This window comes from Ruegeria sp. F5 (genome assembly GCF_056533845.1).
This window is the reverse complement of the sequence record NZ_JBQFOU010000002.1, coordinates 50624-63991: the sequence shown is the minus strand read 5'-3', so window position 1 is coordinate 63991 and position 13368 is coordinate 50624. Positions and strand designations below refer to the sequence as shown.

Below are 13368 nucleotides of genomic sequence, written 5' to 3'. Positions count from 1 at the left end.
TCGGGTCAGGCAGGGCTGAAAACCCGTGCGGCTTCATGGGTTTGTCCCACCAAGCCACACGGAAACTTATTCCTCGGCCTCTTCGTCGCCCTGATCGGCGATCCAGGCGACGCTGACGACCTCTTCACCTTTGCCGGTGTTGAAGACCTTGACCCCGCCAGCCGAGCGCGAGCGGAAGGAAATCCCGTCCACCGGCACCCGGATCGACTGGCCTTTGGAGGTGGCCAGCATGATCTGATCGTCAATCTCAACCGGGAACGAGGCGACCAGTTCGCCGCCACGCATCGCCTTGTCCATCGCGGCCACGCCCATGCCGCCGCGTCCGCGGACGGGGTAGTCGTGGCTGGAGCTCAGCTTGCCTGCGCCGCCTGCGGTGATGGTCAGGATCAAGTTCTCGGCTGCCGACATCTCGGCATAGCGTTCCTGCGTGATGGTGCCGGGTGCTGCCTCGTCCTCATCGGTTTCGCCATCATCAGCGATCCCGGCCACGGCGCGGCGCATTTTGAGGTAGGCGGCGCGTTCGTCCGGCCCGGCCTCGAAATGGCGGATTACGGACATCGAGACGACGCGGTCGCCATTGGTCAGCTTGATGCCGCGCACACCGGTCGATTTGCGGCCCTTGAATACGCGCACAGCGGTGGTCTGGAAGCGGATTGCACGGCCCGAGTTGGTGATCAGCATAACGTCGTCATCTTCGGAACAGATGCGCGCGTTGACCAGTTCCACGCCTTCGGGCAGGTCCATGGCGATCTTGCCGTTGCGCTTGACGTTGGTGAAGTCACTCAGCGCATTGCGGCGTACGTCACCCGCGCTGGTGGCAAAGACGATCTGCAGGTTTTCCCATTCTTCATCAGGCACATCGACCGGCATGATCGCGGCGATGGAAACCCCGGGCGGGATCGGCAGGATATTGACGATCGCCTTGCCCTTGCCGGTGCGCCCAGATTGCGGCAGGCGCCAGGTCTTGAGCTTGTAGACCATCCCTTCCGTGGTGAAGAACAGCAGTTGCGTATGGGTGTTGGCCACGAAGAGGGTAGTGACCACATCCTCTTCCTTGGTCTGCATTCCCGACAACCCCTTGCCACCGCGTTTCTGCGCGCGGAAATCGGCCAGCGGGGTGCGCTTGATGTAGCCGCCCGAGGTGACGGTCACGACCATATCTTCGCGCTCGATCAGGTCTTCGTCTTCCATGTCGCCGGACCAGTCGACAATCTCGGTGCGGCGCGGCACGGCGAACTGTTCGCGGACGCCGCGCAACTCATCACCGATAATCGACATGATGCGTTCGCGCGAGGACAGAATATCGAGGTATTCCTTGATCTTGGCGGCCAGTTCTTCCAGTTCGTCCGTCACCTCTTTGACGCCCAGTTGGGTCAGGCGCTGCAGGCGCAGGTCGAGGATGGCGCGGGCCTGAACCTCGGTCAGGTTGTAGGTGCCGTCGTCGTTCATCTTGGACAGAGGATCGTCGATCAGGCGCAGATAGCCTTCGATCTCAGACGCGGGCCAGCGGCGGGTCATCAGCTTTTCGCGCGCTTCGGCGGCGTCTGCCGATGAGCGGATTGTGGCGACCACTTCGTCCACGTTCGACACAGCCACGGCCAGACCGCACAGGATATGGCTGCGCTCGCGCGCTTTACGCAGATCATAGGCGGTGCGGCGGGCCACGACATCCTCGCGGAAGTCGATGAAGGACGTCAGGAATCGGCGCAGGGTCAGCTGTTCAGGCCGGCCACCGTTCAGGGCCAGCATGTTGCAGCCAAAGGATGTCTGCATCGGCGAGAAGCGATAGAGTTGGTTCAGCACCACCTCGGGCGTCGCGTCGCGTTTTAGTTCGACCACGACCCGGACGCCGTTACGGTCGGATTCGTCTTGCACGTGCGCCACGCCCTCGATGCGTTTCTCACGCACCGCTTCGGCGATCTTTTCGATCATCGAGGCTTTGTTCACCTGATACGGGATCTCATCCACGATGATCGCATAGCGGTCCTTGCGCAGCTCTTCTACGCGGGTCTTTGCGCGGATGATGACGCTGCCGCGGCCTTCCAGATAGGCCTTGCGGGCACCAGACCGGCCCAGCATGACGCCGCCGGTCGGGAAGTCAGGGCCGGGGACGTATTCGATCAGTTGTTCCGAGGTCAGGTCCGGGTCGTCGATCAGCGCCAGAGTTGCGTCGACCACTTCGCCTAAGTTGTGCGGCGGGATATTCGTGGCCATACCCACGGCGATACCACCGGCGCCATTGACCAGCATGTTCGGGAACCGGGCGGGCAGGACGGTCGGTTCCTTGTCCTTGCCGTCATAGTTGTCCTGAAAATCAACCGTCTCTTTTTCGATGTCGGCCAGCAGCGACGCGGCGGGCTTGTCCATCCGCACTTCGGTGTAACGCATGGCCGCCGGGTTATCGCCATCCATTGAGCCAAAGTTGCCCTGACCATCCAGCAGCGGCAGCGACATCGAGAAATCCTGCGCCATCCGCACCAGCGCGTCATAGATCGCGCTGTCGCCATGCGGGTGGTATTTACCCATCACGTCGCCGACAGGACGGGCCGATTTGCGGTACGCCTTGTCATGCGTGTTTCCCGTCTCGTGCATGGCGTACAAAATCCGCCGATGCACCGGTTTCAGCCCATCGCGCAAGTCGGGGATCGCGCGGGAAACGATGACCGACATCGCATAGTCCAGATAGGACGTGCGCATCTCGGATTCGATAGACACCGTCGGGCCGTCATAGACAGGGCGCTCGGGCGGGGTTTCATCCATGTTTTCTGGGGTTTCTGGCGTATCGCTCACGTAAACTGCCCGATCTTTGGCTTGGGTCTATATCTTGTGGATGCACCTTATCAGACCCGGCACATAAGGTGCAAGCAAGCAACCAAACCGGAGGCGACTATCATTGTTCACGTAACGTTAACACATTGTTTTAATAAGAGTTAGACCGGTTTCGTGCTAGGCTGAAGAGACCTTGAATGAATTTGGAGGTCTGAATGGAGCAAAGCGAAACAGAATTAATGCTCAAAGGGTACGGGCTGACGACGGCGGAATTCTTTTATCACATGCCCGATTACATTCACGTATTGAACACGTTCATCTGGCAGGATTACGATCTGGCGCCGGACCATCCAAAGCTGTTCGATTTCATCGATTTCTGGCAAAGAGAGATCGAAGGACCGTTGCATTCGGTCCGCTTCACCCACCGCAAGATGATCGCGCCCGGGGAATGGCGCAACATGGTGGGTGAGTTTCGGGTGAGCTAGGCCTTTAGCCAACGCGCCAGGCGTAAACCGAACACCCGGTTGAGCCTTGTCCGGTAAAGCTGTTGCCGTCCTCGGCCAGCCTGCCGCGCCAATTGACGGTGATCGCGGGGAAGTAATCCGTTCCGTTCAATTCCTGTTCGTTCAGGTAGACCACCGTGTTTGCCTTTTGACCCAGAGAGTCTGTCAGATTGCCGGTGTATTTGTTGTCACCCGCGCGGGTGTAGTGTACCGATCCCGTTACCTTGACCACGAGGGCGCAGGTTGCCTTGAAACTCCAGCTTCCGGTCAGTGACAAGGCGGATGTCCCAGTGGTCCGGGTCGCCGTTGTAGTCGGTGCCGGTGCGGTACAAATGGTGCCGCTTTTGCTTTCCAGTTCTTCCAGAGCATGTTTGGTGCCCAGATCGTCGGCGCCGAGATTGGATTTACTGGCCTTAAGGTAGTTCGAAAACGCACGTCTGGTGCGGGGGCCCGCAACGCCATCGGCCCCACCCGCGCTGCATCCCAAGGCGTTCAGGGCGGTCTGGGTGGCGCGCATGACATCTTTTGAATCGGTGACCACTTTGGCGGCGGGCACAGGTTGCTCGGGCTTCGGCGCGGCGACAGGCTCGCCCAGACCGGCGCGCAGTTGCAGGGCGATTTCATAGGTATAATCGGTGGACTGGTCCGCATATTTCTCAAGAAACGTGTCCAGGGCCGAGGCTGTGCCAACGGACCGGGCCAGTTCCAGATCCGCGCGCATCTTTTCGACCGGTTGCGGTGCGATCTCGGCGCTGGGTGCGGTTCCGACGGCGGGGGTAAAGTAAAACTCGCCCAGCAATTCGTCATAATAGGCCGGAATCTGATTGTGCTGCACGGTTCGGGACAAATCCCGCACCTCGCGCCGAAGGTCGGCAACCATGCTGCGCAGTTCCAGCCCCGGTTCGCTCAGGCGCGGCAGCAAGGCACGGGTGAAGACCGAGTTCGGCTCGGCCTCGTCATCGTGCAGCCGGTCCAAGGCCATCTGGCCCGCACCGGCAGAGAAAATCACGAACATCCCTTGCGGCGCGTTGATCCGGCCCAACCCGCGCGTGCCGCCAATGCTGCGCCCGGCGGTGGTTTCAAACGGGTTGTCACGGCAGGCGTCGATGATGGCGATCGAGGTCCGCGCCCCGGTGGCCCGCACCCGGTCCAGCAGGTTCGACAGCGCGATGGATTCTGATTTGACGAAATCGGTCTCGCCCAGGGATGGAGTTTCGATATCGGTGGGCAGCAGATAGTTCTCGCCGTCGATTTCCACCCCGTGACCGGCGAAGAACACAAAAGCCGTATCTCCGGCCTCGAGCCGCGAGGTGAATTCGGAAATCCGCTGGTTCATGCCGCGCCGGTCAAGGTTCAGACCTTCGATGGTTTCAAACCCAAGCCCCCGAAGCCTTTGCGAAACCGCCTCGGCATCGGCCACAGCCTTTTGCAAGGTCGAAACCGAGTCGTACTGGTTGTTGCCGATGACCAGCGCCAGCCGTTCCTGCGCCCAAAGCGGCGCGGCAAGCACTGTGAACCAAATAACCCAAAACCATCTCATCCCGGCAGCCTTCTGTGCGTCAACCTAAGCGGACCATAGCGACATATCGGCCAATCGTTCAGTGATTTCGGTTACAGTCACCATTTGCGCCTTGAAAGGATGAAGGCACGCGGTCGTGGCTTTTGAAGCTGGCTAGTTTATGATCGCGCGGGACGAGCAGTTTTGGGGGGAACACCAGATGATCAGGCTTTTTTTCGCGGTCGCCGCCGCATGTGCGTTTTGTGGTCCGGTGCTGGCCGACGGCCTTCTTGGCAACCTTAAGAAAGGCGCTGAGAAAGTCGGGCAGACTGTTGGCAAAGGGGTAGAGGCCGTCGGGGACACAGTGGATTCCACGGCCGATCTGGTCACGAACGAAGCGACGGTCGAGGAAACCCGCGTCAAGCTGGATGTGATGGCGAATGAGGTGCTTGCGCAGCTCTTGGCAGAAAACCCCGAAGCCGATGCGTTGTATCAGGTCAGTGCGGGCTATGCGGTGTTCGATTCCCGCAAAGTCACGATTTTTCCCGTCTCGGCTGGGTATGGTCGCGGCGTCGCCGTTTCGATTGACACCGATCAGCATACCTACATGAACATGGGTACAGGCGGGGTCGGTGCAGCCGTTGGTATCGGCGGTTTTGAAACCAAATTCGTCATCCTGTTCGAAACACAGGCGGATCTGGAGAAATTCATCACCCACGGGTACGACGCCACGGCGGAAACCGGGGCGATGTATGGAGACGACAGCAGTGCCGATACAATCAGGTTCACCGATGGGCGCTCGTTCTTTGTGCTCAGCAAAAAGGGCTGGCGCGTGTCTGCCGGGGCCTCTGGCACAAAGTACTGGAAATCCCCGGAACTGAACTGACCGTCAGCCGGAACAGCTTGCGCCGCCAAGTACGCAGAACTTGGCGCAATGGGGGTGGTTCAGGTGCACGTCCGCCTCAGCCTCGGCCAGAGTCGTGCCCATCTCAAACTCGGGCGAATAGGGCAGCAGGGTGCAGGCCAGAACCGCAGGGCTGTCCGCGCCTTTGCGTTTGACGACCATGCGCGCGTTCGAACACATGACATCACTTGGGGATTTGCCGAGGATACCCCAGCAGGCGGTTGTTATTTCAGGGACTTCCACAGATTCGTCCATCTCGGGGAACAGCACGGTCTGGCCCGGATTGTTGGCGTCGATGTCAAAGCCATGTTCAGCGAAGAAGGCGGCGTAGCCTTTACGGCTGTCGGCGTCCGAGTCGCCCCAGACGGTGCGCCCGGCGACGGCCATGTTGAACCCGTTGTCGCGCAGCCACTCCATCCCCGCCAGGGTCTTTTCGAAACTGCCAGCGCCGCGTTCTTTGTCATGCAGGTCTGGGCGGTAGTGATCGACGGAAACGCGCAAGATCAGCTTGTCGTTATAGTCGCGCTGCAGGTTCAGCAGCCCTTCGCGCATCTTCCGGCGCATCATGGGTTGCATCGCGTTGGTCAGGACCAGAACCTCGTACCCGCGCGCAAGTGCGGCGCGGGTCATGTCGATGAATTCGGGGTTCATGAAGGGTTCGCCCCCCGTAAAGCCGATCTCGCGAATGGGCCAGTTGCGCTGTTCGATCTGGTCCAGATAATCCGTGACCTCATCCGCCGTGATGTAGACCAGCGCATCGTTGGTCGGGCTGCTGGCGATATAGCAGTTCACGCATTCGATGTTGCACAGGGTGCCGGTGTTGAACCAGAGCGTCTCGGGGTTTGTCAGTGCAACCGAGGCTCGGGTCTGGCCATCCGCTGTCACCATTTTGTTCTGAAACTTGCCGATATTGGCAAGCTGAGGGGCGTTGTCTTTCATTCCCGCATCCGGTTCTTTGGCGTCATTCAACTGACTTAGTCGTTTGCGGTGGAATTGGTAAGGGCGTCAGGGTGGTGCTGACAGAGTTTTGATCTGCGAAAAAAAGCAGATATGATTGCGCTAACATTGGACATGGCGATAGGGGCAAGGTAAGGACAACTCATGGTTTCTCGCGTCATACCCGTTGATCCATTCGATCTGGTCATTTTCGGCGGCACCGGCGATCTGGCGCAGCGAAAGATTCTGCCTGCCTTGTTTCGCCGGTATTGCGCCGGACAGTGGCCGGACGATGTGCAGATCATTGGTGCGGCGCGCGGGGATCACAGCCCGGATGCCTTTCGCGGGATGGTTGCCGAATCGCTGCGCCGACATGCGCCCCGGCGGGCACAGGACAGCGACGCGCTGAACGGGTTTCTGCAGCGGATCGACTATGTGCCGCTGGATGCAATGTCCGGGGACGGATGGACCGATCTGTCGCAAAGGCTGCAGGAAAACCGCGTTCGGGCGTTCTATTTCTCGGTCGGTCCCAGCCTGTTCGGCCCACTGGCCGAGCGGATCAGGCTGCACAATCTGGCCTCGGACCATGCGCGGATCGTGGTCGAGAAACCCTTCGGTCACGATCTGGAAAGCGCGCGGGCGCTGAACGCCACGCTGGCGGCGCATTTCGATGAAAGCCAGATTTACCGCATCGACCATTATCTGGGTAAGGAAACCGTTCAGAACCTGATGGCGGTTCGCTTTGGCAATATGCTGTTCGAGCCGTTGTGGAACAGCCAATACGTGGATCACATCCAGATCACCGTGGCGGAAACCGTCGGTGTCGACGGGCGCGAGGACTATTACGAACGCGCCGGTGCGATGCGGGACATGATGCAGAACCACCTGATGCAACTACTCTGCCTGATCGCGATGGAGCCGCCTGCCAAGTTCGACCCCGACGCGGTGCGGGACGAAAAGCTAAAGGTGATCCGGGCGCTTGATCAGGTTCAACCTCACCACATCGTGCGCGGACAGTTCGCGGCGGGCTCGGACGAGCGGGGGTATCGTGACATCGTGGGCAATCCGCGTTCGACCACCGAAAGCTTCGTGGCGCTGCGGGCGCATGTCAGCAACTGGCGGTGGGCGGGCACCCCGTTCTACCTGCGCACCGGCAAGCGGCTGGTGGCGCGGTCGTCGGTCATCAACGTGATGTTCAAGGACGCGCCGCATTCGATTTTTGGGGCAGACGTCGGGCGGCATGCGAATGTGCTGTCGATCCGGTTGCAGCCGAACGAGGGGATCACCCTGAAAGTGACGATCAAAGAGCCTGGTCAGGGTGGGATGCGGTTGATCGACGTGCCTTTGGACATGAGCTTTGCCGAAGCGCTCGGCCCCGAAAGCCAGGACCCGCCGGACGCTTACGAGCGGTTGGTGATGGACGTGATCCGGGGCAACCAGACCCTGTTCATGCGCGGGGATGAGGTCGAAGCCGCCTGGGCCTGGACCGACCCGATCATCGCGGGTTGGCAGGCGCGTGGCGATGTGCCCAAACCTTATGACAGCGGCAGCACAGGCCCAGGCGACGCCGAACTGCTGATGAAACGAGACGGTCGCCGCTGGCAGGGAATTAATCCATGAAAATTCAGGAATATGCCGACCGGGACATGTTGGCCATCGATGTTGCAAACGCGCTTGCCGGAGAGTTGGAGGCGGCGTTGCTGCACGAAGAGAAGGTCGCGCTGGCCGTTCCGGGGGGCACGACGCCGGGCCCGATGTTTGACGTGTTGTGCGCCGCCGATCTGGATTGGGACCGCGTGCGCGTTCTGCCCACGGACGAGCGTTGCGTGCCCGCCGACAGCGAGCGGTCGAACGAACGCCTGATCCGCGACAGGTTGCTGACCAACCGGGCCTCGGTCGCGGAATATGTCCCTTTATACCTGCCGGGTGCCGCCCCCGAGGCCGCATTGGCGGAAATCGAATCCCTGATCGCTCCGGTCATGCCGCTGTCTGTACTGGTCTTGGGAATGGGCGAGGATATGCACACCGCGTCGCTGTTCCCCGGCATGGACGGGCTAGAGGCCGCTTTGGACGCGCACGCGCCGATGCTGGCGGTGGCCCGAACCGATGTACAGCCGGAACCGCGCATCACCCTGACCGCGCCGGTTCTGGATGGGGCCTTGTCCAAACATCTGATCATTTTCGGAGCCGCAAAACGCGAGGCGTTAGAACGTGCCATGTCGCTGCCACCGGAAGAGGCGCCAATCGCAGCGGTGCTAAGCGGCATGACGGTACATTGGGCGGAGTAGGACCATGCAACTGGACACATTGAAATCACTGGCCGCTTCCCGGCAAGACCGCCGCTTGATTGACCTGTTTGACGCTGACCCGACGCGGGCACAGAGCTTTTCGGCCTCGACCGGTGATTTGCTGTTCGATTACTCAAAAACGCAGATCGATCAGGCGGTGCGCGACGCTCTGATCCGGTTGTGCGACGAGGCCGATTTGGCGGGCCGGCGTGAGGCGATGTTCAGCGGCCAGAAGATCAATGAGACCGAGGGGCGCGCGGTGCTGCATACCGCGCTTCGCAACCTCGACGGCGGCCCGGTTGAGGTCGATGGGCAGGACGTCATGCCGGATGTCCTGGACACTCTGCAGCGGCTGCGGGTCTTCGCGGAAGAAGTGCGCGGCGGCGCGGCGTCAGGGGCAGGGGGCAGCTTTACCGATGTGGTGAATATCGGTATAGGCGGGTCCGATCTGGGGCCGGTCATGGCGACCCACGCTTTGGCTCCGTACCACGATGGGCCGCGGCTGCACTATGTCTCGAACGTGGACGGGGCGCATATCGCAGACACTCTGCGGCAGTTGGACCCGAAGCGGACGCTGGTGATCGTCGCTTCAAAAACCTTCACCACGATTGAGACCATGACCAACGCGCGCACCGCGCGGGCCTGGATGACCGATGGGGGCGGGGACCCGTCCACGCAGTTCGCCGCCGTGTCCAGTGCCCTGGACAAGACACAGGCCTTTGGCATCCCCGAAGCGCGCGTGTTCGGTTTCGCCGATTGGGTCGGCGGGCGGTATTCCGTCTGGGGGCCGGTGGGCCTGCCGGTGATGATCGCCGTAGGCTCGAATGCGTTTGACGCGTTTCTACGCGGTGGGCAGGCGATGGACCTGCATTTCCAGTCTGCCGAATGGGCCGAGAACCTTCCCGTAATGCTGGCGCTGGTCGGCGTCTGGCACCGTCAGGTTCTGGGCCATGCCAGCCGCGCCGTTTTGCCCTATGACCAACGATTGCTGCGATTGCCCGCCTATTTTCAGCAGTTGGAGATGGAATCCAACGGCAAGTCCGTTGCGATGGATGGCAGCGCGCTGACTGTGCCGTCAGGCCCGGTGGTTTGGGGAGAGCCCGGCACAAACGGGCAGCACGCCTTCTATCAGTTGATCCATCAGGGGACCGACGTGATCCCCTGTGAATTCATGGTCGCCGCCGAAGGACACGAACCCGAACTGGCCCATCACCACCGCCTGTTGCTGGCCAATTGTCTGGCGCAATCCGAGGCGCTGATGCGCGGACGCTCGCTGGACGAGGCGCGTGCCCGCATGGCGGAGAAAGGGCTGAACGGCGCGGAACTGGAACGGCAGGCGCGTCATCGCGTGTTTCCGGGGAACCGTCCATCAACCACGTTGATCTACCCCCAACTCACCCCGTTTGTTCTGGGCCAGATCATCGCGCTTTATGAACACCGCGTGTTTGTCGAGGGCGTTCTGCTGGGGATCAACTCGTTCGATCAGTGGGGCGTGGAACTGGGCAAGGAACTGGCGACCTCACTGGGGCCGATCGTGGATGGCGATGAAAGCGCCAGCGGTAAGGACGGATCGACGGCTGCGCTGGTGGATTACGCTTTGCGGCATCGCGACTGACCGCATTCTTTTATTGTCAGACAATTGAATCATTGGCAGGGTCGTCGCCAAGGTATAACGGCGCGACCCCTGCGGATCAGCGCTGACGATGGGAGGATTGTCCATGCTGGGACAGATGATGACGCAGCCCTTGCTGATTTCGTCGCTGATTGAGCACGCCGAACGCTATCACGGCCAGACCGAGATCGTCTCGGTCGAAACAGACGGCACCGTGACCGAGACCAACTGGGCCGGAATCGCGCGGAACGCCCGCCAAATGGCCTCGGCGCTGGTGAAGCTGGGGCTCGAACCGCAAGATCGCGTGGGCACGCTGGCGTGGAACAACCGTCGGCATCTGGAAATCTACTACGCCGTTTCCGGCGCGGGCTTTGTCTGCCACACGATCAACCCGCGCCTGTTTCCCGAACAACTCACCTATATCATCAACCATGCGCAGGATCGTGCCCTGTTCTTTGATGCAACCTTCCTGCCGTTGGTGGCTGCGCTACAAGAGCATCTGACCGATGTGCAGCATTTTGTGCTGATGGGGGCCCGGGACGAGGCCGCGTTGTCTCAGGTGCCGGGGCTGGTTTTTTACGATGAGCTGATTGAAACCGGCGATGAGAGCTTTGCGTGGCCCAGCTTTGATGAAAACACCGCCTCCAGCCTCTGCTATACCTCCGGCACGACGGGGAACCCCAAGGGTGTTCTTTATTCACACAGGTCCACCTTGCTGCACAGCTTTGCGTCGAACACACGCGATGTGATCGGCTATTCCGCCATGGATGTGGTGATGCCGGTGGTGCCGATGTTCCACGTCAACGCCTGGGGGTCGCCCTATGCCAGCGCCATGTCTGGCTCGCGCATGGTGATGCCCGGGCCAGACCTGCATGGCGAGGCGCTGGTCAATCTGATCGACACCTATGGCGTGACGCTGGCCATGGGCGTGCCCACGATCTGGCAGGGGTTGCTGACCCATGCCGCGAAATGCGGGACCAAGCTGGAAAGCCTCAACCGCACGGTGATTGGCGGCGCGGCGTGCCCGCCCTCGATGATCGAAACCTTCCGGGAGACCTATGGCGTCGACACCGTGCACGCCTGGGGGATGAGCGAGATGAGCCCGCTGGGCACGACGAACTACCCCATGGCCAAGCATCTGAAAATGCCGCTCGAAGCCCAGCACAGGCTGCGTGAAAATCAGGGGCGTCCGCCCTTTGGGGCGGAGCTGAAAATCGTCGATGATGACGGCAACGACCTGCCGCATGATGGCGAAACGCAGGGCGACCTGATGGTGCGCGGTCACTGGGTTCTGGACAGTTATTTCCAGTTGCAGGACGAGGGTCTGCTGCAGGATGGCTGGTTCGCCACCGGCGACGTGGCAACGCTGGATGCCGACGGCTACATGACCATCCGGGACCGGTCCAAGGACATCATCAAATCTGGCGGAGAGTGGATCAGTTCGGTCGAGTTGGAGAATATCGCCGTCGCCCATCCCAAACTCGCCACGGCAGCCGTTGTGGGCGTGCCGCACCCGAAATGGGACGAGCGCCCGCTGCTGGTCGCGGTGAAAGCCGAAGGCGAGGACCCGACCGAGGACGAATTGCTGGCCTTCTTCGACGGAAAGATCGCCAAATGGCAGGTGCCGGACAAGGTTGTGTTTGTTGATGCGCTGCCGCTGAACGCAACAGGAAAGGTGCTGAAACGCAACCTGCGCGCGGATTACGAGAACGCCTTAACCGGCTAGGTCTAAAGGGAAAAATGGCTCCGGCGGTAGGGATCGAACCTACGACCAATTGATTAACAGTCAACTGCTCTACCGCTGAGCTACGCCGGAACGGTTCGCGCCGTATAGCAACCAGATTTCGCGGCGTCCAGAGGGCGGATGAATGTTTTTTTTGCGCCGGTGTTGCCGTACACGTAAGGCAAGCCCTGCACTGACCCTAACAGGTTCCTTGCGCTTGTTCTTGATTTCTCAGAACCTGTCCGAATAACACAGTGCCAAGGCGATTTTGTCGGCGAGAAACCTTCGCCTGTATGACAGGGGCGCAGCGTGTTAGACACGGCCCGACATTCTGGATTCGGAGACCGATTTGAAGGCCAATGTAACAGACAGACCCGTCCTCACTTTGCCGGAAAACGTCCAGGATCTGGTTCGTGAAAAGTACCAGGAAGCGTCGGTTATTCTCGAATACGGGTCCGGCGGGTCCACGGTGATGGCGGCTGAGATGGAGTCGAAAACCGTCTACAGCGTCGAAAGCGACCGGAAGTGGGCGCGGAAGATGCAGCGCTGGTTCAACCAGAACCCGCCCGCCGCAAATACCGACGTTCACGTTCGCTGGGTCAATATTGGCGCGACCAAGAAATGGGGCTTCCCCGTCAGCACCGAGAACTGGTCCCGCTTTCCGCGCTACCCGCTGTCGATCTGGCAAAGCGACGGGTTCAAGCACCCCGATGTGGTTCTGGTTGACGGTCGCTTCCGCGTTGGATGCGCCTTGGCCACGGCATTCAGCATCTCGCGCCCTGTGACGCTTTTGTTCGACGACTACGCCCACCGTCCGCGCATGCACGCAACCGAGGAATTTTTGGATAAACCAGAACTGGTTGGGCGCATGGCCGTCTTTCATGTCGAGCCGCAGAAAATCGAAGCCAACCGGCTGATTCGAATGTTCCGGTTGATGACCAATCCCTAGGCAGCAGGGGCTGCGGCGCGCGGGGGATACTGGCGCGCAATGGGCACAAGTTCCACGGGGTCACGTCTGAAAATTGCCAGTACAATTTGGGAAATCTGGCTCCGGCGGTAGGGATCGAACCTACGACCAATTGATTAACAGTCAACTGCTCTGCCGCTGAGCTACGCCGGAACTGAGGGGCGTATA

General features: G+C 60.5%; 10 protein-coding genes and 2 tRNA genes. 7 read left to right on the top strand and 5 right to left on the bottom strand.

The features are described from left to right. Positions 1-66: 66 nt before the first annotated feature. A complete protein-coding gene (gene gyrA / locus ACR0K1_RS02660) occupies positions 67-2760 on the bottom strand; it encodes a DNA gyrase subunit A (RefSeq protein ID WP_480848648.1) in 2694 nt (897 codons plus the stop codon). A 224-nt stretch (positions 2761-2984) separates the two neighbouring features. Here gyrA and ACR0K1_RS02655 point away from each other — a divergent pair, with 224 nt between their 5' ends. After that, on the top strand, positions 2985-3254 hold the full coding sequence (locus ACR0K1_RS02655; protein ID WP_480614810.1) for an usg protein: 270 nt from the start codon (positions 2985-2987) through the stop codon (positions 3252-3254). 4 nt (positions 3255-3258) lie between these two features. Here the strand turns inward: ACR0K1_RS02655 and ACR0K1_RS02650 are convergent, their stop codons facing one another. After that, positions 3259-4812, bottom strand: a complete 1554-nt coding sequence (locus tag ACR0K1_RS02650; protein WP_480614813.1) for a caspase family protein — start codon at positions 4810-4812, stop codon at positions 3259-3261. A gap of 178 nt (positions 4813-4990) precedes the next feature. Here ACR0K1_RS02650 and ACR0K1_RS02645 point away from each other — a divergent pair, with 178 nt between their 5' ends. Next, positions 4991-5656, top strand: a complete 666-nt coding sequence (locus ACR0K1_RS02645) for a lipid-binding SYLF domain-containing protein (RefSeq protein WP_480614816.1) — start codon at positions 4991-4993, stop codon at positions 5654-5656. A 3-nt stretch (positions 5657-5659) separates the two neighbouring features. Here ACR0K1_RS02645 and ACR0K1_RS02640 read toward each other — a convergent pair whose 3' ends face one another. Then, positions 5660-6613, bottom strand: coding sequence for a radical SAM protein (locus ACR0K1_RS02640; protein WP_480848645.1), 954 nt, complete (start codon positions 6611-6613; stop codon positions 5660-5662). Positions 6614-6775: 162 nt separating this feature from the next. Between ACR0K1_RS02640 and zwf the strand changes: the two genes are divergently transcribed. The 4 genes from zwf (at position 6776) to ACR0K1_RS02620 (ending at position 12236) form a co-directional block, all read left to right on the top strand. After that, positions 6776-8230 (top strand): glucose-6-phosphate dehydrogenase, encoded by a 1455-nt coding sequence (gene zwf / locus ACR0K1_RS02635; protein WP_480848643.1) that lies wholly within the window; start codon positions 6776-6778, stop codon positions 8228-8230. Beyond that, positions 8227-8898 (top strand): 6-phosphogluconolactonase, encoded by a 672-nt coding sequence (pgl, locus tag ACR0K1_RS02630; protein ID WP_480614826.1) that lies wholly within the window; start codon positions 8227-8229, stop codon positions 8896-8898. The genes zwf and pgl overlap by 4 nt, the downstream gene beginning before the upstream one ends. 4 nt (positions 8899-8902) lie before the next feature. Next, positions 8903-10513 carry a glucose-6-phosphate isomerase gene (gene pgi, locus ACR0K1_RS02625; protein ID WP_480848640.1) on the top strand — a complete coding sequence of 537 codons (1611 nt, stop codon included), beginning with the start codon at positions 8903-8905 and terminating at the stop codon, positions 10511-10513. A 103-nt stretch (positions 10514-10616) separates the two neighbouring features. Continuing rightward, positions 10617-12236 (top strand): long-chain-fatty-acid--CoA ligase, encoded by a 1620-nt coding sequence (locus tag ACR0K1_RS02620; protein ID WP_480848638.1) that lies wholly within the window; start codon positions 10617-10619, stop codon positions 12234-12236. Between the two features lie 15 nt (positions 12237-12251). Here the strand turns inward: ACR0K1_RS02620 and ACR0K1_RS02615 are convergent. After that, positions 12252-12326 (bottom strand) — tRNA-Asn (locus tag ACR0K1_RS02615). Positions 12327-12618: 292 nt separating this feature from the next. Between ACR0K1_RS02615 and ACR0K1_RS02610 the strand changes: the two genes are divergently transcribed. Next, the gene (locus tag ACR0K1_RS02610) at positions 12619-13182 is read left to right on the top strand and encodes a hypothetical protein (protein ID WP_480848636.1); all 564 of its coding nucleotides are present in this window, start codon (positions 12619-12621) and stop codon (positions 13180-13182) included. Positions 13183-13278: 96 nt separating this feature from the next. Here ACR0K1_RS02610 and ACR0K1_RS02605 read toward each other — a convergent pair. Beyond that, positions 13279-13353 (bottom strand) — tRNA-Asn (locus ACR0K1_RS02605). Positions 13354-13368 lie beyond the last annotated feature (15 nt).

What these genes read in the sequence shown, in the direction of transcription:
- gyrA (WP_480848648.1), bottom strand. Translation starts at nt 2,760, where the DNA reads ATGGATGAAACCCCGCCCGAGCGCCCTGTCTATGACGGCCCGACGGTG.
- ACR0K1_RS02655 (WP_480614810.1), top strand. Translation starts at nt 2,985, where the DNA reads ATGGAGCAAAGCGAAACAGAATTAATGCTCAAAGGGTACGGGCTGACG.
- ACR0K1_RS02650 (WP_480614813.1), bottom strand. Translation starts at nt 4,812, where the DNA reads ATGAGATGGTTTTGGGTTATTTGGTTCACAGTGCTTGCCGCGCCGCTT.
- ACR0K1_RS02645 (WP_480614816.1), top strand. Translation starts at nt 4,991, where the DNA reads ATGATCAGGCTTTTTTTCGCGGTCGCCGCCGCATGTGCGTTTTGTGGT.
- ACR0K1_RS02640 (WP_480848645.1), bottom strand. Translation starts at nt 6,613, where the DNA reads ATGAAAGACAACGCCCCTCAGCTTGCCAATATCGGCAAGTTTCAGAAC.
- zwf (WP_480848643.1), top strand. Translation starts at nt 6,776, where the DNA reads ATGGTTTCTCGCGTCATACCCGTTGATCCATTCGATCTGGTCATTTTC.
- pgl (WP_480614826.1), top strand. Translation starts at nt 8,227, where the DNA reads ATGAAAATTCAGGAATATGCCGACCGGGACATGTTGGCCATCGATGTT.
- pgi (WP_480848640.1), top strand. Translation starts at nt 8,903, where the DNA reads ATGCAACTGGACACATTGAAATCACTGGCCGCTTCCCGGCAAGACCGC.
- ACR0K1_RS02620 (WP_480848638.1), top strand. Translation starts at nt 10,617, where the DNA reads ATGCTGGGACAGATGATGACGCAGCCCTTGCTGATTTCGTCGCTGATT.